The 17,058-nt window shown below is 72.3% G+C and carries 16 protein-coding genes; 6 read left to right on the plus strand and 10 right to left on the minus strand.

Annotation, left to right across the window (positions count from 1 at the left end; all coding sequences use genetic code 11):
• Entirely contained in the window at positions 1 to 1,494 is a 1,494-nt protein-coding gene (locus ACNNMR_RS05325; protein ID WP_419993346.1) for a GntP family permease, read from the minus strand.
• A 158-nt stretch (positions 1,495 to 1,652) separates the two neighbouring features.
• Between ACNNMR_RS05325 and ACNNMR_RS05330 the strand changes: the two genes are divergently transcribed.
• The 3 genes from ACNNMR_RS05330 (at position 1,653) to ACNNMR_RS05340 (ending at position 4,716) form a co-directional block, all read left to right on the plus strand.
• The gene (locus tag ACNNMR_RS05330; RefSeq protein ID WP_419993347.1) at positions 1,653 to 2,864 is read left to right on the plus strand and encodes an ROK family protein; all 1,212 of its coding nucleotides are present in this window, start codon (positions 1,653 to 1,655) and stop codon (positions 2,862 to 2,864) included.
• A gap of 100 nt (positions 2,865 to 2,964) precedes the next feature.
• Positions 2,965 to 3,159 carry a hypothetical protein gene (locus tag ACNNMR_RS05335; RefSeq protein WP_165241405.1) on the plus strand — a complete coding sequence of 65 codons (195 nt, stop codon included), beginning with the start codon at positions 2,965 to 2,967 and terminating at the stop codon, positions 3,157 to 3,159.
• Positions 3,160 to 3,180: 21 nt separating this feature from the next.
• Positions 3,181 to 4,716 (plus strand): hypothetical protein, encoded by a 1,536-nt coding sequence (locus ACNNMR_RS05340; RefSeq protein ID WP_419993348.1) that lies wholly within the window; start codon positions 3,181 to 3,183, stop codon positions 4,714 to 4,716.
• Positions 4,717 to 4,762: 46 nt separating this feature from the next.
• Here ACNNMR_RS05340 and ACNNMR_RS05345 read toward each other — a convergent pair whose 3' ends face one another.
• A complete protein-coding gene (locus ACNNMR_RS05345) occupies positions 4,763 to 6,277 on the minus strand; it encodes a PLP-dependent aminotransferase family protein (RefSeq protein WP_419993349.1) in 1,515 nt (504 codons plus the stop codon).
• Between the two features lie 103 nt (positions 6,278 to 6,380).
• Between ACNNMR_RS05345 and ACNNMR_RS05350 the strand changes: the two genes are divergently transcribed.
• Both ACNNMR_RS05350 and ACNNMR_RS05355 read left to right on the plus strand, forming a co-directional pair.
• On the plus strand, positions 6,381 to 7,064 hold the full coding sequence (locus ACNNMR_RS05350; RefSeq protein WP_419993350.1) for a YczE/YyaS/YitT family protein: 684 nt from the start codon (positions 6,381 to 6,383) through the stop codon (positions 7,062 to 7,064).
• 252 nt (positions 7,065 to 7,316) lie between these two features.
• The gene (locus ACNNMR_RS05355) at positions 7,317 to 7,703 is read left to right on the plus strand and encodes an RNA polymerase-binding protein RbpA (protein ID WP_419993351.1); all 387 of its coding nucleotides are present in this window, start codon (positions 7,317 to 7,319) and stop codon (positions 7,701 to 7,703) included.
• A gap of 77 nt (positions 7,704 to 7,780) precedes the next feature.
• Here the strand turns inward: ACNNMR_RS05355 and fxsA are convergent, their stop codons facing one another.
• The 5 genes from fxsA to ACNNMR_RS05380 form a co-directional block, all read right to left on the minus strand.
• Complete coding sequence (fxsA, locus tag ACNNMR_RS05360) at positions 7,781 to 8,383, minus strand: FxsA family membrane protein (RefSeq protein WP_419993352.1); 603 nt, start codon at positions 8,381 to 8,383, stop codon at positions 7,781 to 7,783.
• Between the two features lie 3 nt (positions 8,384 to 8,386).
• Complete coding sequence (locus tag ACNNMR_RS05365; RefSeq protein WP_419993353.1) at positions 8,387 to 9,154, minus strand: polyprenol monophosphomannose synthase; 768 nt, start codon at positions 9,152 to 9,154, stop codon at positions 8,387 to 8,389.
• Positions 9,147 to 10,850: an apolipoprotein N-acyltransferase gene (gene lnt, locus ACNNMR_RS05370; RefSeq protein ID WP_419993354.1), complete on the minus strand. Its 1,704-nt coding sequence runs from the start codon at positions 10,848 to 10,850 to the stop codon at positions 9,147 to 9,149. The genes ACNNMR_RS05365 and lnt overlap by 8 nt, the downstream gene beginning before the upstream one ends.
• A 550-nt stretch (positions 10,851 to 11,400) precedes the next feature.
• Entirely contained in the window at positions 11,401 to 13,023 is a 1,623-nt protein-coding gene (locus ACNNMR_RS05375; protein WP_419993355.1) for an amidohydrolase, read from the minus strand.
• Between the two features lie 39 nt (positions 13,024 to 13,062).
• A complete protein-coding gene (locus ACNNMR_RS05380) occupies positions 13,063 to 13,503 on the minus strand; it encodes an Lrp/AsnC family transcriptional regulator (RefSeq protein ID WP_419993356.1) in 441 nt (146 codons plus the stop codon).
• A 203-nt stretch (positions 13,504 to 13,706) separates the two neighbouring features.
• Between ACNNMR_RS05380 and ACNNMR_RS05385 the strand changes: the two genes are divergently transcribed.
• On the plus strand, positions 13,707 to 14,015 hold the full coding sequence (locus tag ACNNMR_RS05385; RefSeq protein WP_419993357.1) for a hypothetical protein: 309 nt from the start codon (positions 13,707 to 13,709) through the stop codon (positions 14,013 to 14,015).
• A gap of 13 nt (positions 14,016 to 14,028) precedes the next feature.
• Here the strand turns inward: ACNNMR_RS05385 and ACNNMR_RS05390 are convergent, their stop codons facing one another.
• From ACNNMR_RS05390 to ACNNMR_RS05400, 3 genes are all read right to left on the minus strand, one after another.
• Positions 14,029 to 15,129: a phosphotransferase family protein gene (locus tag ACNNMR_RS05390; RefSeq protein WP_419993358.1), complete on the minus strand. Its 1,101-nt coding sequence runs from the start codon at positions 15,127 to 15,129 to the stop codon at positions 14,029 to 14,031.
• Positions 15,130 to 15,207: 78 nt separating this feature from the next.
• Positions 15,208 to 16,335, minus strand: a complete 1,128-nt coding sequence (locus ACNNMR_RS05395; RefSeq protein WP_419993359.1) for a hypothetical protein — start codon at positions 16,333 to 16,335, stop codon at positions 15,208 to 15,210.
• 113 nt (positions 16,336 to 16,448) lie between these two features.
• Entirely contained in the window at positions 16,449 to 17,021 is a 573-nt protein-coding gene (locus ACNNMR_RS05400; protein ID WP_419993360.1) for a TetR/AcrR family transcriptional regulator, read from the minus strand.
• Positions 17,022 to 17,058 lie beyond the last annotated feature (37 nt).

Here is a 17,058-nt window from a genome sequence, read left to right on the forward strand (position 1 = left end):
TCACAGGAACAGGCTCGCGACGAGCAGCAGCGGCAGCGAGCCCGCCCACACCGCGGTCGTGATCCCCGACCAGCCGCGCAGCGCCGCCGTGCCGTCGAGGCCGGTGAAGCGGGTGACGACCCAGAAGTACGAGTCGTTGAAGTAGCTGAACACCATCGACCCGGCACAGCAGGCCAGCGCCGCGAGCAGCGCCGAGATGCCGAGCCCGTCGACGAGCGGCGCGGACACGGACGCCGCCGTGATCATCGCGACGGTCCCCGAGCCCTGCGCGACCCGCACCAGCGAGGCGACGAGGAACGGCACCAGCACGCCCGGCAGGCTCCAGGACGAGATGGTCTCGGCCAGTTCGTCGCCGACGCCGGTCTCGCGCAGCACCTGCCCGAGCGCGCCGCCGGCACCGGTGATCAGGATGATCAGCCCGGCGGACGCGGCGGCCTGGGCGAGCCAGCCGCCGACCTGCGTACGGGTGGTCCAGCGCGGCAGCAGCACGTACACGGCGAGGGCGAGGCCGATCAGCAGCGCGACGACCGGGTTGCCGATGAAGGCGAGCGCCTCGGGGACCGGCGACGGGTCGTACTTCGACTCGTCCTTGAGCGCGGCGCCGCCCTGGGCGTTCTTGTCGATGGCGGTGGCGACGGTGTTGGCGATGATCAGCAGCAGCGGGACGAGGAGCGGGAGGAAGGCGATGACGGCGCCGACGCGGTGTGGCTTGGCGCCCTCGGGCGGGGTGCCGAGCGCGGCGGCGGGGTCGGGGGCGGGCTCGTCGTCCGGTACGTCGCCGGCGCCCCCGTCACCTGCGCCTCCGGCGCTGGTCGCGCCCACGCCCGCCCGCACGGCCTGCTTGCCGTAGACCGCCTCCCGCACCTCCGGGTCCATCTCGCTCTCCAGCTTCGGCCCCATCCACTTCGCGTACGCGATGACGATGGGCAGCAGCACGACGGCGAAGGCGAGGCCCGCGAGCACCAGGCCGCCGAGGTCCGCGCCGAGGATGCCCGCGACGCCGAGCGGGCCCGGGGTGGGTGGCACCAGGTGGTGGGTGAGCGTCATTCCGCAGCCGAGCGCGAGCGCCAGGGTGACGTAACCGGCGCGCTTGACGCGGGCGATGGAGCGGGCGAGCGGGTTCATGATGACGTAGCCCGAGTCGCAGAAGACCGGGATGGAGACGACGGCGCCGGTGGCGCCCATGGCCCACGGTTCGCGGCCCTTGCCCAGGGCGCGTACGAAGGTGCGGGCGAGGGCGTCGGCGGCGCCGGATACCTCGAGGATCTTGCCGAGGCCCACGCCGAGCCCGATCACGATGCCGATCGAGCCGAGGGTGGTGCCGAATCCGGCGGTGATGTAGTCGATCACTTCGGTGGCGGACGCCCCGGCGACGAACCCCGTCACCAGGGAGGCTATGAGCAGGGCGACGAACGCGTCGAGCCGGGTGCGCAGCACGATCACGATGATCGTGGCGATTCCGAGCACGAGCGCCGCCAGGAGCTGAAGATCCACGCTGACCTCCTCCGACCGGCTGGGAGCCGCCATCATGCCCGCACCGAACTGCGCGAAACAAGCAGTAGGTCCAAACTAATTGCTCAGATCGCGCAACTTGCGGCTTCGCTAGAGTCTTCCCGCAGGCCGGTACCGGCACATGAAGACAGGAGTCCGCCGTGGCAGCGCCCCTGCCCAACACCCAGCAGGCGATGCGGCAGCGCAACCTCTCCCTCGTCCTGCACACCCTCGCCGCCGAGGGCCCGCTCTCCCGCGCCGCCGTGGCCGCGCGGATCGGGGTCACCCGCGCCGGAGTCACCGCGCTCGTCGACGAGCTGCTGCGCCTCGGCCTGATCACCGAGCTCGGCCCCGGCCGCAGCGGCACGGTCGGCCGCCCCGGCTCCGCCCTGGCCCTGAACGAGCACGGCCCCTGCGGCCTCGGCGCCGAGGTGGGCGTGGACCATCTGGCGGTGTGCGCCGTCGACCTGCGCGGCAAGGTGGTCGCGAGGATCGCCGTGGACGCCGCCAACCGCGGCCGTGCACCGGAACCGCTGCTCGCCGAACTCGGCCGCCTGGTCGCCGCCGTGGCCGCCGAGGCCGAGTCCGCCGGCCTCCATCCCGCGGGCCTCGCGGTGGCCGTCCCCGGCCTGGTCGCGCGCGGCACGGGCACCGTCGTACGGGCCCCGAACCTGGGCTGGAACGACGTGGCCGTCCCCGCCCTCCTCGACACCCCGCTCCCCCTCACCGTCGACAACGAGGCCAATCTCGGCGCCCTGGCCGAGCTGCACCTCGGCCCGGCGCCCGCGCCCCGCGACTTCATCCACGTCTCCGCCGAGATCGGCATCGGCGCCGCGGTCGTCGTCGACGGCGAGCTGCTGCGCGGCGCGCACGGCTTCGCCGGCGAGCTCGGCCATGTGCCCGTACGACCCGAGGGCCCGGACTGCGGCTGCGGCGGGCGCGGCTGCCTGGAGCAGTACGCGGGCGAGGAGGCGGTGCTGCGCGCCGGCGGCCTCGAGCCCGGGGACGCGGCGGGGCGGCACCCGGGCCCCGGCGCCCGCATCGCGCTCCTGGCCGAGCGCGCGGCCGCGGGTGACGCGCGGGTCCGTACCGCCCTGGAGGAGGCCGGCACGGCGCTGGGCATCGCCCTCGCCGGGGCGGTGAACCTGCTCGACCCGGGTGCGATCGTGCTCGGCGGCGCGCTGGCGGGGCTGGCCCCCTGGATGCTGCCCGCGCTCGACGCGGAGCTGAGCGGGCGGGTGGCCGATCCGGCCCGCACGGTCCGTACCGAGGTGTCGGCGATCGGCGCGGACGGGCCGCTGCTGGGGGCGGCGCACAGCATCGTGCACAACGTTCTCGACGCGCCCGCAAGTTATGCAAGTCCGATTGAGTGAATTCATACGAATCACCCATTCACAGCTATGTGCCGCCTCTTGCCCGCTGCCACGCTGTAAGTGAATCGCGACGGTCCGTCGTCATCACTTGGAGAACAACGTGGTTCTGTCAATCTCCGGCGTAGTACTGCTGGGAATCATTGTCTTTCTCTTCTTCCGCAAGGACGGACTGAAGCTCTCGCACGCGATCATCTGTGCGCTCTTCGGTTTCTATCTTGCGGGCACCGCCATCGCCCCCAGCATCAAGGCGGGCGGCGCCAGCCTGGCCAGCCTGCTGGGCGGAATCAAGATTTAACAACAGCCGGGATGTGACAACGTGACACGACGGCCGCTGCCGCGCATCCTCACCGGCGGCGGAGGACAAGACGATCGCGGGCCCAGCCGCGGCCGGGAACTCGCGGGCACCGCCGCCCACGAGGCGCTGCACCCACTGGTGACACTCTCCCGCGGCACGGCGCGGCTGGCGGCGGTGGTGAGGCAGCAGTGGCTGGCCACGCCGCGGGACCGACGCGGCCCGCTGCTCTTCCTCGTCGGGGCATGTCTGCTCTTCATCTGGCTGATGCCCTTCGGGATCGTGATCGCCATGGCCGCGCTGATCGCGGTGGCGGCCTGGATGGGGAGAGACCGCTTTGCCCCCGAGGCGGCGACGGACGACGCGGACGATTCGGCCGCGCTGGAGACCACCCCATCGGATTCCCGCCTGCGCATGCTGTACGAGTCCCTGGTGCCGTATTTCACGGTGGACGGCGACCCGCGCCCCGCCTACGCCCACGGCGGCGACTGGCACGCCGTATTCAGCGAGGAGGAATTCGACGACGGCGGTCGGCTCAGCGCCCTCCGGATCCGCTATCCGGCGTATTTCCGGGACGGCGAACAGGCCCAGCGCGCGACGGTCGAGCGGGTGCTGCACGCGAAGCTCGGCCGGGGCCGCGAATACCACTTCGAGTGGTTCGAGGAGGAAAACATCCTCTGGGTGCGGGTGCTCGCCCCGCTCCCCGTGGACGTCACGGCACAGCGCTTCGTGACCGGCCCCGGCGAGGTCCTCCTCGGCGTCACCGACCCCGTGTCCGTACAGCGCACCGTCCCGGTCAAGGCCGGCGCGGCCGAGCGCGACGAGCCGCCGGTCCTGTGGCGTACGGGCATGCGCTCCACGGCCCCGCACCTCCTCGTCCTCGGCCAGCCCGGCACCGGCACCACGACGCTGCTGCGCTCGCTGGCGCTGCAGGCGGTGCGCGAGGGCGACGTGATCGTCGTGGACGGCGCCGGCAGCGGCGAGTACGCCTGCCTCGCGGGCCGCGCCGGGGTGCTGGGCGTGGAGAGCGGGCTCAGCGGCGCGATCGCGGTGCTCGACTGGGCCGCCCGCGAAACGGAGCGCCGCCTCGCCGGCGATCCGGCGGCCGCCGCGACGGGCGCCCGCCCGCGTCCCCTGTGGCTGATCGTCGACCGCCCCGCGGTCCTCTCCCACCTTGCGGCCGCGGACGGCCGCGGCGACCCGCAAGACCTGCTCCGGGTCCCCCTGACCCACGGCCGACCGGCCAACGTCACCGTGGTCGTAGCCGACCAATTCGACGCCACAGACTCCCTCTCAGCCCCCGTCCGCAGCCAAACCCGCGCCCGGGTCGTCCTGGGCCCAGCCACCCCCCACCAGGTAGAAGCAGTCCTGGGCGCCCCACCCCACACCACCCCGCCGACGGACGTCCCCCCGGGCCGCGGCTACGCCCGCCTGGGCGAGACCGCACCCTGCCGCGTACAGGTCCCGCACACCCCGAACCCGCTGGACCCGGATACGCCGGAGCAGTTGCGAGAAGCGGTAAGCGCGCTCCTACCAGACCCAAGCCCGTCCGGCGTTTGAGGACGAGCGCCGCAGGCGCGATATCCGCGCGCAGCGCGGAACAGGTTCAGGCGATCAGCGCCGTCGCCGCCTCACCCGCGACCTCACCCCCACCGCTCACAAAGCGCGCGGCCGCGCGCAACCGCTTGGCCCCCTCCTCAGCCAGCGCCCCCGACACCGTGAACGGCAATCGCACGTAACCCTCAAACGCCCCACCAACCCCAAACCGCGGCCCGGACGGCACCCGCACCCCAAACCGCTCCCCCGCCTCCGCGATCCGCGACCCGGACAACCCCCCGGTCCGCACCCACAGCGTCAACCCACCCCGCGGCACCGCGAACTCCCACTCAGGCAACTGCGTCCTCAAGGCCCCCACCAACGCATCCCGGCTCTCCCGCGCCTGCGCCCTCCGCAACCCGACCGCCGACTCCCACCCGTCCCCAGTCATCAGCCAATTGACAGCAAGCTGCTCCAAAACCGGCGACCCCAGATCCGCGTAAGCCCGCGCCGACACCAGCGACCGCACCACCTCAGGCGCCGCCCGCACCCACCCGATCCGCAGCCCAGCCCAGAAAGCCTTACTCGCACTCCCAACGGTGATCACCGTCGACCCAGCCGGATCAAACCCGGCCACCGGCCCCGGCAACGCCCCCCGATCCCCCTCTTCCAGCGTCAACTCACTCATCGTCTCGTCCGCGATGAGCGTCGTCCCCGCCCGCCGCGCGGCCTCCACCAACTCCCGCCGCTGGTCCTCGGTCGCCAGCGCCCCGGTCGGATTGTGATAGTCCGCGATCACGTACGCCATCCTCGGCGCCGCATCCCGCAACACCTGCCGCCAAGCAGGCAGATCCCACCCCGCAAGCCCCTCCCCCATCGCGACGGGGACCAGCCGGCAGCCCTCCTCCCGGATCAGCTGCAAGATATTCGCGTACGACGGCGAGTCCACCGCCACCCGCTCCCCGCGCCCGGCGAACAACCGCACGAGCGCGGCCATCGCCCCCATCGCCCCGGTCGTGATCATGATCTGCTCAGGCATGGTCGGCACCCCACACGCCGTATACCGAGCGGCAATCGTCTCCCGCAGCACCGGCAGCCCGGCCGGATAATCCCCGTGCGTATGCGCGTACAGCGGCAGCTCACCCAGCGCTCCCTGCATCGCCTGCGTCAGCCAGGGCTCGGTCGCCGTAGGCGCCGCACACCCAAGATCGATCATCGATCCGGTCGCCTCCGGCGGCAGCGGCTCCAGCCCACGCGTGGGCAGCGGATGACCGCCCGGCACGGAAGTCCAGCTCCCAGCCCCCCGCCGCGACTCGAGAAACCCAGCCGCCCGCAGATACTCATACGCGGCCGCGATCGTCGTCCGGCTCACCGACAGCGCGGTGGCCAGCTCCCGCTCGGCAGGCAGCCGCGTGGCCACCGGCACCCGCCCCTCCAGCACCAGCAGCCGTACGCCATCGGCGAGCGTCCGATAGGCGGGCAGGCGGCGACCGGACGGGTCGGCGGCGCCGGCCGTCGCCGCGCGCTGCGAGCGCAGCAGGCGGGCGAGCTGTGTCGCTCCGACGGATGAGGTCCACTCACTCATCTGAACCAGTCCACCTTTCCCAAATTGGCCATGTTGCGGTCACCGACCCAGGCCACAGGCTTTCATGCGTCAGGCCAACGGGGCCAGAGGGGAGCACATTCTGATGGGGTTCGGGCGGAAAATCCGGCAAACGCCGCACCTGACGCGGCGGCTGATCCAGCTCTACATCGGCCTGGCGCTGTACGGCGCGAGCTGCGGCCTGACGGTGCGGGCCGGGCTCGGCGTGGACCCGTGGGACGTGTTCCACCAGGGGGTCGCGAAGCACACCGGGCTGACGATCGGCGTGGTGTCCATCATCGTCGGCGCGATCGTGCTGCTCCTGTGGGTGCCAATGCGGCAGCGCCCAGGCCTCGGGACCGTGTCCAATGTCTTCATCGTGGGCCTGGCCATGGACGGCGCGATGGCGCTGGTGCCCGACGCGCACGGCCTGGCGTTCCAAATCCCGCTGCTCATCGCGGGCGTGGTCCTGAACGGCGTCGCCACCGGCATGTACATCTCGGCGCGCTTCGGACCGGGCCCGCGCGACGGCCTGATGACCGGGCTGCACCGCCGGACCGGCCGGTCGATCCGCCTCGTACGCACGCTGATCGAGGTCGCGGTGCTCGCCGCGGGCTTCGTCCTCGGCGGCACCGTGGGCGTGGGCACGGTCCTGTACGCGGTATCGATCGGCCCCCTCGCCCAGTTCTTCCTGCGCTTCTTCGAGATCCCGGAGGCCGGCGGCGACGAGCTGCGGGTGGCGTCGAGTGACCGACGCGACACCGCCGAGGGCGCCCGGATTTCGAACTAGCTGCATCGGCCCGGTAAGGTACGCCCTTGGCCCGGCGGGTTCTCGGTTACTGCGCGCGATGAGATGGCTTCCCAGGGTGACATCTCCCGCGAGGCGTGACATAACGGACACCGATGGGTACAAGCAATGGGGCGGCACGACGGGCGACGCATGTCCCGAAACCGGGAATCTTCATCGCCGACCGGACGTTGACCGGATGACGACGACAGCGACACCTGTCCTGTGGGCGATGAGCCCGGGAGGCACGAATTCATGAGTGAGCGAGCTCTTCGCGGCACGCGCCTCGTGGTGACCAGCTACGAGACGGACCGCGGCATCGACCTGGCTCCGCGCCAGGCCGTGGAGTACGCATGCCAGAACGGACACCGTTTCGAGATGCCGTTCTCGGTAGAGGCGGAGGTTCCGTCTGAGTGGGAATGCAAGACCTGCGGCGCCCAGGCGCTTCTGGTGGACGGCGATGGCCCTGAGGAGAAAAAGCTGAAGCCGGCCCGTACGCACTGGGACATGCTCATGGAGCGGCGCACCCGCGATGAGCTTGAAGAGGTGCTTGCGGAGCGGCTGGCGGTGCTGCGATCCGGGGCGATGAATCTCGCGGTCCATCCGCGGGAGAGCAGCGCGTCCCGCAAGAAGTCGGCATAGCCGCCTGACCTAGCAAGCGAAGCGGCCGGTTCGCCTCACACCATTGGTGTGGGGGTGAACCGGCCGCTTCGTGGTTCTTACGGGGCCTTCGGCTCGTCCTCGTCCCGTACCACCTCGCCCTGGACGACCTTGCCGTCCGGGCGGTGGATCCTGGCCTGGGTGAAGGCCTGATTCAGGTCGTCGAGGCCGGCCTGCGGGGCCGCGGCCTCCAGGAAGCGGTTGGTCCTGCGGCGGATCAGGGAGCGTACGGGCGGGAGCAGCAGGATCAGGCCCAGGGCGTCGGAGACCAGCCCCGGGAACATCAGCAGCAGCCCCGCCAGCATCGTGAGCGCATTGCCGCCCCCGCCCGGCTGGGCGCCGGGCGCCGAGCCCGGCTGCAGGGTCTCGGCCAGCCCGCGGAAGGCGCGGCGGCCGGCCCGCTTGATGACCACGGCGCCGACGATGACGCCGAGCAGCAGCACGCCGAAGACGCCGAGGGCGCCGATCTGCGAGCCCAGCAGGTACAGCAGCCAGATCTCCAGGACGGCCCAGGCGGCGACGATCAGCGGCGCCACGCGGCGGGCCGGCGAGCGGCGGGGGCGCTGCGGCGCGCCGGAGCCGCCGCCTCCTGGCGTGGCACCGTCACCGCCAGGCGGCGGACCTGCGGGACCTTCGTACGGCTGCGGGCTGCGGTGGCTCATGTATCAAGTGTGCCTGCGCCCGAGGATTTTCTTGCCTCTGGCGCCAACACCCCACACCGTGACCCTCCAAAGGGCCTCTATCAGAATGTCCCGGCTCATCTTGGAGTCGCCGCGCACCCGCTCCACGAACGTGATCGGCACCTCGACCACATGGAAGCCGCCCTCCACCGCCCGCCGGGCCAGGTCGACCTGGAAGCAATAGCCCTGCGAGGCGACATCTTCCAGGCCCAGGCCTTCGAGGGTCTCGCGGCGGAAGGCGCGATAGCCGCCGGTGACGTCCCGGATGGGGACGTCCAGGGCGACACGGGAGTACATGCTGCCGCCGCGGGAGATGAACTCGCGCGACTTCGGCCAGTTCACCACCCGGCCGCCCGGCACCCAGCGGGAGCCGAGGACCAGGTCCGCGCCCTTGAGGGCGGTGAGCAGCCGGGGCAGCTCCTCGGGCTGGTGGGAGCCGTCGGCGTCCATCTCGACGATCACGCCATAGCCGCGCTCCAGGCCCCAGCGGAAGCCCGCCAGATAGGCCGCGCCGAGGCCTTCCTTGCCCTGCCGGTGCAGGACGTGCACATGGTCGTCCTCGGCCGCCAGCTCGTCGGCAAGCTTGCCGGTGCCGTCCGGGCTGTTGTCGTCGGCCACCAGGACATGTGCCTCGGGTACGGACCCGCGGACCCGGCCGACGATCGGGCCGATGTTCTGCGCCTCGTTGTACGTCGGGATGATCACGAGGACCGTGCCCAGCGGTCCGTACTGCCGCCGACCGCCGTCAGTCACTGCTTCCCCTTGCTTCTTCCATCAGGTCATTCGTCCGGCGCCGCCTGCCGATGACGATCGCGGCGGCGACGGAGACCAGCCCCACCATAGCGAGCACCCACTCGGGTGCCGCACCGGCTCGGTCGGCGATGGTCGTGTCGTCCCGCAGCGGCAGGTCCGTGGTCAGCACGTCCTGCGTGAATTCCTTCGTGCGCTGCTCGATCGTGCCGTCGGGCCGCACGATCGCGCTGATGCCGCTCGTGGCGGCCGTCACGACGGCGCGGCCGTGCTCGATGGCGCGCAGCTTGGACATGGCCAGCTGCTGCTCGGGCTGGCCGGTCTCGCCGTACGTCGCGTTGTTGGTCTGCACGACCAGGGCGCGGGCGCCGGAGTTCACCGTGTCACGGACGATCTCGTCATACGCGACCTCGAAGCAGATCACGTCGCCCAGCTTCGCCGGACCGGTCTGCAGCACGCCATTGTGCTCCCCGGGGTAGAAGTCCCGCGGGACCTGCTGCAGCCGCGTGATCACCTTGCTGAGCTGATCGCGGAAGGGCACGTACTCGCCGAAGGGCACGGGGTGCTGCTTCGTGTACGACTTCCCGGGGCCGGTCTTCGGGTCCCAGACAATGCCCTGGTTCTCGACATAGCCCTTCTTCTTCGGGTGGTCGACGAGGGCGCCGACGAGCACCGGCACGCCGATGTCCTTGACCGCGCGGTCGATCGTGTCGTACGCCTCCGGCCACTTGTACGGGTCGAGGTCGGAGGAGTTCTCCGGCCAGATGACGAGGTCCGGCTTCTCCTCCCGGCCCGCGCGGACGTCCTTGGCGAGCTTCGCGGTGGCCTCCGCGTGGTTCTCCAGGATCTTCATCGGGCGGCCGAGGAAGTCCATGCCGGGCTGCTGGACATTGCCCTGGACGACGGCGATGCGGGCCGAGTCGTCGGCCTTCGTCGGCACCGGCACGGCGAGCCCCACGAAGGCCACCGCGGCGGCCAGGACGAGGGCGGCAGCGGCCGGAAGGGCGGTCCTGAGCGTGCGGGAGGTGTCCTGCCTGAGCCGGACCACTGCGAGGGCCGCTGCGGCCAGCAGGGCCCCGCACAGCGCCACGGCGAAGGTGACCAGGACGGCGCCGCCGAGGGCGGCGAGCGGCGTGAAGGGCGATCCGGTGTTGGCGAAGGCCAGCCGGCCCCACGGGAAGCCGCCGAAGGGCTGCCGGTCGCGGGCCAGCTCCTCGGCCACCCACAGGCAGGCCGCCCACAGCGGCCAGGCGGGCAGCCGGGACGTGACGGCCAGCCCGGCGCCGAGGAAGAGGAAGAAGGCGGCCTGGATGACGGACAGCCCGATGGTGGCGTCCCAGCCGACCACATGCAGCCACTTCAGCAGGCCGATGAAGAACGGCAGCGCGAACGCGAAGCCGTACCAGGCGCCCTGCCGGGCGGTCCTGCCATGCACCAGCAGCGAGAGCGCGGCCACGGCGACGAGCGACAGCGGCCATACGTCGTACGGCGGGAAGGCGGCGGCGAGCGCCAGCCCGGCGACGGCGGCGATGCCGCTGCGCGCGGCATTGCGCCGGGCGCAGGCGCCGAGGCGCTTCAGCCGCCCCTGGCGGAGCGTCGGCCCCTCCCCGGACGCGTCGGCCGTCGGCAAAGCCTCGCCGGGCGCGCCCGAGCCACCCTCGTCAGGGGCGGTGGTGGTGGTCTTCTGGCCCACGTGCACGGTCGCTGGCCTTCCTGCAGGTCGTGCTTGCTTCAGAGGACCGTATAACGCGGACGGCGCAATGTGGCGTGCTGGCCGCCGGGCTGTGGATAACCGCACCGCGCGACCCGGGGCAAAAACGACGGGTCGGGCCCGGCGCCCTTCGGTCCGACCTGGGACCCGCTGGCTGCGGATCGACCGAGGGCCGTTGTCTACTGAGCGTCCGGGCCCTACCCGGGTCACACCTGCCGACCGGCGGGCACCATCCCGCCCCCGTGCCGTAACCCGCTGGACCTGGCTCCCAGTGGTGGGATGCCGGTGCGGCACACCACCTGTGGCCCAGCGGCCTGCGACGACTGCGTGGAAGGACCGCGGTCGGACGTCCTGTGGTGGACCTGGCCGAAACTACCCGCCGCCGCCCTTGTCGTGTCAACAGCCGTGTCGCCTGGGGTGTTCTGACGAAGTGCCAGGTCAGTGGAGAGGCGGCGACGTAGGGGCCTTGTAAGCAAGGCACGTCGAACGGCCTACAGAAGATCATTAAGTCACCCGCTTGGCGCAGCAATGCCGCGGGCTAGGGCGCCGCGTACACCGTCTCGCCCCCGAGCACCGTCCGCCGGCACACCGGCAGCCGCGCCTCCGGCCCCACATCCGGCAGCCCCGGCGTCCCCGACCGCGGGTCCGTCGACCAGTTCGCCACCCGATCGTCCGGCACCTGGACGATCAGCTCGCCCGTCTCCCACACCGCGTAGTCCGCCGGCGCCCCCGGCACCAGCACGCCCGCGTCGTCCCGGCCCGCCGCCCGCCATCCGCCCCGCGTGTGCGCCGCGAAGGCCGCCCGTACGGAGATCCGGTGCTCCGCCGTGCGGTGGAAGGCGGCGGCGCGGATGGCGCCCCACGGGTCGAGCGGGGTCACCGGCGCGTCCGAGCCGAAGGCGAGCGGGACCCCGGCGCGCAGCAGCGCGGCGAAGGGGTTCAGTGTGGCGGCCCGTTCCGCGCCCAGCCGCTGCGCGTACATGTCGGCCGCGCCGCCCCAGGCGGCGTCGAAGCCGGGCTGCACGGAGGCGGTCAGGGCGAGTTCGGCGAAGCCGGCGATGGTGTCGGGGGTGAGCATCTCGGCGTGCTCGACGCGGTGCCGCAGCGCCCGTACGCGGTCAAGGCCGAGCGCCTCCGCGGCCGAGCGCACGCCCGCGACCACGTCCCGTACGGCACCGTCGCCGATCGCGTGGAAGCCCGCCTGCAGCCCCGCCTCGGTGCACGCCTGCACGTGTGCGGCGATCGCGGCCGCGTCCAGGTACTGGTTGCCGGTCCCGGACCCATCCGCGTACGGGGCGGTCAGATGGGCCGTGTGCGAGCCGACGGAGCCGTCCGCGCACAGGTCCCCCGCGGCGCCGTGCGCGCCCAGAGCGCGCACCCGCTCGACGTCCTTGGGACCGGTGACCAGCTCGCCCCAGTAGCCGATGACCCGCGGCCCCGGCTCCTCCGCGGCGAGCCGGAGCAGCTCGGTGAAGTCGTCCTCGCCGGAGATGTCGGGCCCGGCGCACTCGTGCAGCGCGCCAATACCGAGCTCGGCGGCGCGGGCGCGGGCCGCGCGGCGGGCCTCGGCCATCTGGGTCGGTGCGAGGGCGGCATAGGCGGCGTTACGGACCGCGTGGTGGGCGTCGGAGGTGAGCGGCGCCTCGCCCGCGAAGCCGTGCCGGCCGGCCAGGCCGGTCACCAGGTCGGCGAGCGACGTCGTCACGACCGCCGAGTGGGCGTCGACGCGGGAGGCGTACAGCGGCCGGCCGCCGGTCGCCGCGTCCACTTCGGCGCGGGACGGCGGGCGGCCTTCCGGCCAGGTCGTCTCGTCCCAGCCCTGGCCCAGCAGCACCCGGTCCGTGGGGCGGGCGGCAGCGTAGGCGCGGATCCGCGACAGCGCGTCGGCGAGGGAGTGCGCGGGGGTCAGGTCGAGCCCGGTCAGCGCGAGGCCGGTCGCCGTCGTGTGCACATGCGCGTCGGTGAACGCCGGGGTGACCAGGGCACCTTCGAGGTGGATCACCTCGTCCACGCCGTCCGCGAAGGAGTCGGCGGCGCCCTCCGTGCCGACCCAGGCGACGGAGCCGCCCTCGACGACCATGGCCGTGGCGAAGGGGTCGGCGGGCGTGTGGACTTCGCCGCCGCGCAGCAGCACCGTGCGCGGGCGTGCCTGGTCGGTCACCGGGGTCACCTCGATGGACTTGTCGCGGTTCAGATGTGCTCAGATACGCGGAGGGCGCGCCTCGTACGGCGTCGACAGCACGACCGTCGTACGGGTCGAGACGCCCGCGAGGGTACGGATGCGGGCGAGCAGGTCCTCGAGCTCCGAGGGGGCGCCTACGCGCACCTTGAGGATGTAATTCTCCTCCCCCGCCACGCTGTGGCAGGCCTCGATCTCGGACACCTCGGCGAGCCGGTCCGCGATGTCGTCGGGGGCGCTCGGGTCGAAGGGCGTGACGGAGATGAACGCCGTAATGGGCAGGCCCACCGCCTCGGGGTCGACGATGGCCGCATAGCCGCGGATCACGCCGCGCTGCTCCAGCCGCCGCACCCGCTGGTGCACCGCCGATGTGGACAGGCCGGTGGCCTTGCCCAGGTCGGTGTAACTCATCCGCCCGTCACCGACGAGCAGCTCCACGATGTGCCGATCCAACTCCTCCACAACGGATCAACTTACTGCCCCTCGGCACCCTTGGCACAATCCAGCCTCACCCCCCACGCCCTCACCCGACCCCATGTGACCAAAACCACACGCTGCGTGGGCCTCCGGAGAGTGCCCCAGGATTATTCGCTGGACAAGGCGGGAAATGCTTGCTGTGGTCGAGACCACGTTCAGGCTGGTCGGCCTATCCGAGGGGGAGCGCCATGCTCGATTCGCTCGACACGTACGACATCTTCCGCGTCGTCTGCCCCGACTGCGGGCAGCACATCGCACTCATCGAAGGCGAGGACCGGCTTCCTGACCACGGCCGGACGGTGGCGCTCTTCAACCCCTTCGGCATCTCGGTCTGCGAGGGCTCGGGGCGGCCGGTGGCCCAGGCGCGGCCCGCCGCGGACGACAGCGCGGAGCGGGAGCAGGAGGCGGGCACGCTGCTGAGCCTCCCCGAGGGCCTCGACTGGCGGCGGCAGCCGTTCAGCCACAGCGTGCCCGCGCAGTTCCGCAGGACGGCGTGAGGGCCGCGTAGCCCTACCAGTACCGCCCCGCGGTCATCGCCTCCAGTGCCGCGCGGTTCATGATGAGGTCGTCCGGGTCGTCGGGCTGCGGGACCTCGCCGAAGTGGATCTGGCGGTAGCCGACGCGCAGCATGACGATGGCGTGCCGCAGGCAGGCGTAGAGCGTGTGGAAGTCCATGTCGCGCGGGGTGCGGCCGGTGTATTCGGCGTATCGCTCCAGGACGGCGTCGCGGCGGAAGAAGTCGGGCAGCCCCGGCTGGCCCAGCGACACGGTCAGGTCCTGGAAGAAGCGGTGCAGGTAGATCGCCCAGGCGAGGTCGAGTTCGCGCGGGCCCACCGAGGCCATCTCCCAGTCGAGCACGGCGGCGGGCGCGAAGCCGTCGTAGATAATGTTGCCGATCCGGGAGTCGCCCCAGCTGAGCACCGTCTCGCCCTCGTCGTCCGGCCAGAGGGCCTCCAGCCGCCCGAAGGCGCGCTCGATGGCGGCCGAGCGCGGGCGCCCGCCCACCACCCACAGGTAGTACTCGTCCAGCGCGTCCACATGCCGCCGCAGCGGCGTGCCGTCGCCCGGCCGCGCGAGGAACTCGGCCTCCGCCGCCGGCACCTGATCGTGAATCCTGGCGATCACGGATATGGAGTCCGCCTCAAGGCGCTCCCGCTCGGCATCGGTGGCGGCGTGCAGCCAGTTGCCCTCGTACGTGTACGGCATGACGTCCGGCGGCACCCGCCCGTCGACCCGCTCCATGACGAAGAACGGCGCGCCCAGGTGCGCCGGGTCCTCCTCCAGCCAGTGCACGGCGGGCACCGGCACATCGCTGTGCTCGGCCACCAGGCCCATGGTGCGGTGCTGCCGCGCCATGTCGTACTCGGGGAAGATCGTGTACGCGTCCGGGTCGGCCGCCAGCCGCAGGGCGCAGCGGCGGGCGGGCGCCTGAGGGTGGTCGATGCCGAAGAGCAGGGTTTCGCTCGACATTCCGTTGGAGTCCGGGACTTCGACGTCGCAGGTGCGCGCGCCGGGCAGCGTCTTCCCGAGCCAGGCGTCGAGGCGGCGGGCGAGCGCCTCGGGGTCACGGGTGGTGCGCTGGATCTTCGGGGCCTCCGGGGTGGATGCCATGGCGGTGGGTCCTCTCTGGGGCGCTGGGGTGCGCTTTCGCGGTGCGACCGGCTTACTGGGCGACCGGCCTGCGGGCGACTACGGTGCGACCGAGTCGTATCCGGTGAATCCGCTGGGGTCGTGGCGGCCGAAGGTGCCGTGCTCGAAGATGCCGTAGCCGGTGCGTCCTTCGAGGGTGAAGCGGGCGGCGTGGTCGGTCACGCCGTAGGCGGCCATGGGGTTGGCCGCGGGGTCGGTGAGGTCGTACGCGGTGCGGTCGGTCCAGCCGCGGCCCTGCCAGGTGCCGTGCTGCCAGTCCTCGGCGGGCGGGTAGCCGGCGCCGACGGCCAGGGGCGAGGAGACCAGCGTCTCGGCGTGCAGCTCCAGGGGCTTGCGGGCCTGGTCGGTGAGGTGCAGGACGGCGCGCTCCGGGTGGCGGGTGCCGGAGCGGTAGGTGATGTCGGCGTGCGGCCAGCCGAGTTGGGTGTCGGGGCGGCCGTCCCGGAGTTCCACGGCCTGGTTGAGAGTGCGGTAGCCGTCCGGGTTCTCCTGGAGTACGACCATCAAGAAGCGGTCGTCGAAGCGGACCGGGCACCAGAGCCAGTGGAAGCCCTCCGGGAGGTGCTCGGCGGCGGCGCGGCCGTTCTCCTCGCCGCGGATGGGGCGGATGCCCCAACTGCGGTCGCGGGTGCCGGTCCAGGAGTCCGCGGTCACGGGTATCTCGCGGCCGCCCGCCCGGATGTGGCCTGTCGGGGTGCCCGCCTGGACGAAGCGGGTGGCCTCCAGGGTGAGCCGGTCGCCGGTGCGCATGGTGTGGTGCGGCTCCCAGAGGGCGGGGAAGGCGGCCGTCCAGGTGAGGTCGTACGACAGCGAGTCCGGGTCGTCCGGATCGGCGTCGCAGGTGAGGCGGAAACGTTTGAGCGGCTCGTCGACGGTGATCGCGAACGGGCCGACGGCCAGCCGCATCCGGTCGTCGGTGAGGGCATCCGAGGCGCGTACGGCGAGGACGGCGCCGTCGGGTGTGGTGAGGGTGGCGAAGGCGTCGATGACGCCCGCGTTGGGGTAGACGCCGAGCCCCGCGATGAGCAGCGCGCGGCCCGCGTGGTCGAAGACCTGGAAGATGCAGCGGTCGTAGGCATTGCGGTCGCCGGTGGCGACGTGCCGTATCGAGAGCGGGACTTGGTGGATCGGGTATTCGTCGAGCGGTGCGGGACGGTCGCTTGCCACGGTGCGCCTCCGGCGGGGTCTGACGATTCTTCCGGACCGGCGCGGGGGGTGCGGTCCCGTTGCGGTGTGCGTTGACGATAAGTCAGGCGGGTTGAGGGGGCCAGGGGTTGGCGTCAGCCAAGGAGGGCGGAGGCCAGCCGGTGCAGGTCCGCCGCGATCCGGCGGCGGCTGGTGCCGCGGGCGCGGCGGGCCAGGTACAGCTCGGGGGCCAGCGGCGCCAGCAGCGTATCGGCGAGGACGTCGGGATCCGCGGCGTCCGCCGCCACGGCAAGGGCGCGGACGTGGGCGCGCCAGAAGCCGTATGCGCCGGTGGCGTAGCGGTCCGCGCCGGTCTCCGCGCCCAGGGCGAGGTGGCCGTGCCGCTCCAGCAGCGTCAGCATCGCGTCGTAGAAGGCCGCGAGCCGCTCGGCAGGCGTCGCCTCGCCGTCCGGTCCGAGCGGGGCGCGGCCGCGCAACATCCGCTCCTGCAGCGCTTTTTCGTGGTCGTCGAGCAGCGCGCGGGCGATGCTCGCGCGGTCCGGGTAGCGGCGGTAGAGGGTGCCGCGGCCGACGCCCGCCGCGCGCGCGATGTCCTCCATGGTGACCCGCTGCGGGTCGCCCTCGGCGAGGAGCCGGCCGGCCGCGGCCAGGATGAGGTCGCGGTTACGGGCGGCGTCGGCGCGCTCGCGGCGAGGGGCGGCTTCCATGGCGGCGAGCGTACGGAATAAGTGGACGAGACGTCCA

The organism is Streptomyces boninensis (assembly GCF_048572725.1).
GTDB classification, from domain to species: Bacteria; Actinomycetota; Actinomycetes; order Streptomycetales; family Streptomycetaceae; genus Streptomyces; species Streptomyces boninensis.

What these genes read in the sequence shown, in the direction of transcription:
- ACNNMR_RS05355 (WP_419993351.1), top strand. Translation starts at nt 7,317, where the DNA reads ATGAGTGAGCGAGCTCTTCGCGGCACGCGCCTCGTGGTGACCAGCTAC.
- ACNNMR_RS05400 (WP_419993360.1), bottom strand. Translation starts at nt 17,021, where the DNA reads ATGGAAGCCGCCCCTCGCCGCGAGCGCGCCGACGCCGCCCGTAACCGC.
- ACNNMR_RS05390 (WP_419993358.1), bottom strand. Translation starts at nt 15,129, where the DNA reads ATGGCATCCACCCCGGAGGCCCCGAAGATCCAGCGCACCACCCGTGAC.
- fxsA (WP_419993352.1), bottom strand. Translation starts at nt 8,383, where the DNA reads ATGAGCCACCGCAGCCCGCAGCCGTACGAAGGTCCCGCAGGTCCGCCG.
- ACNNMR_RS05350 (WP_419993350.1), top strand. Translation starts at nt 6,381, where the DNA reads ATGGGGTTCGGGCGGAAAATCCGGCAAACGCCGCACCTGACGCGGCGG.
- ACNNMR_RS05385 (WP_419993357.1), top strand. Translation starts at nt 13,707, where the DNA reads ATGCTCGATTCGCTCGACACGTACGACATCTTCCGCGTCGTCTGCCCC.
- ACNNMR_RS05345 (WP_419993349.1), bottom strand. Translation starts at nt 6,277, where the DNA reads ATGAGTGAGTGGACCTCATCCGTCGGAGCGACACAGCTCGCCCGCCTG.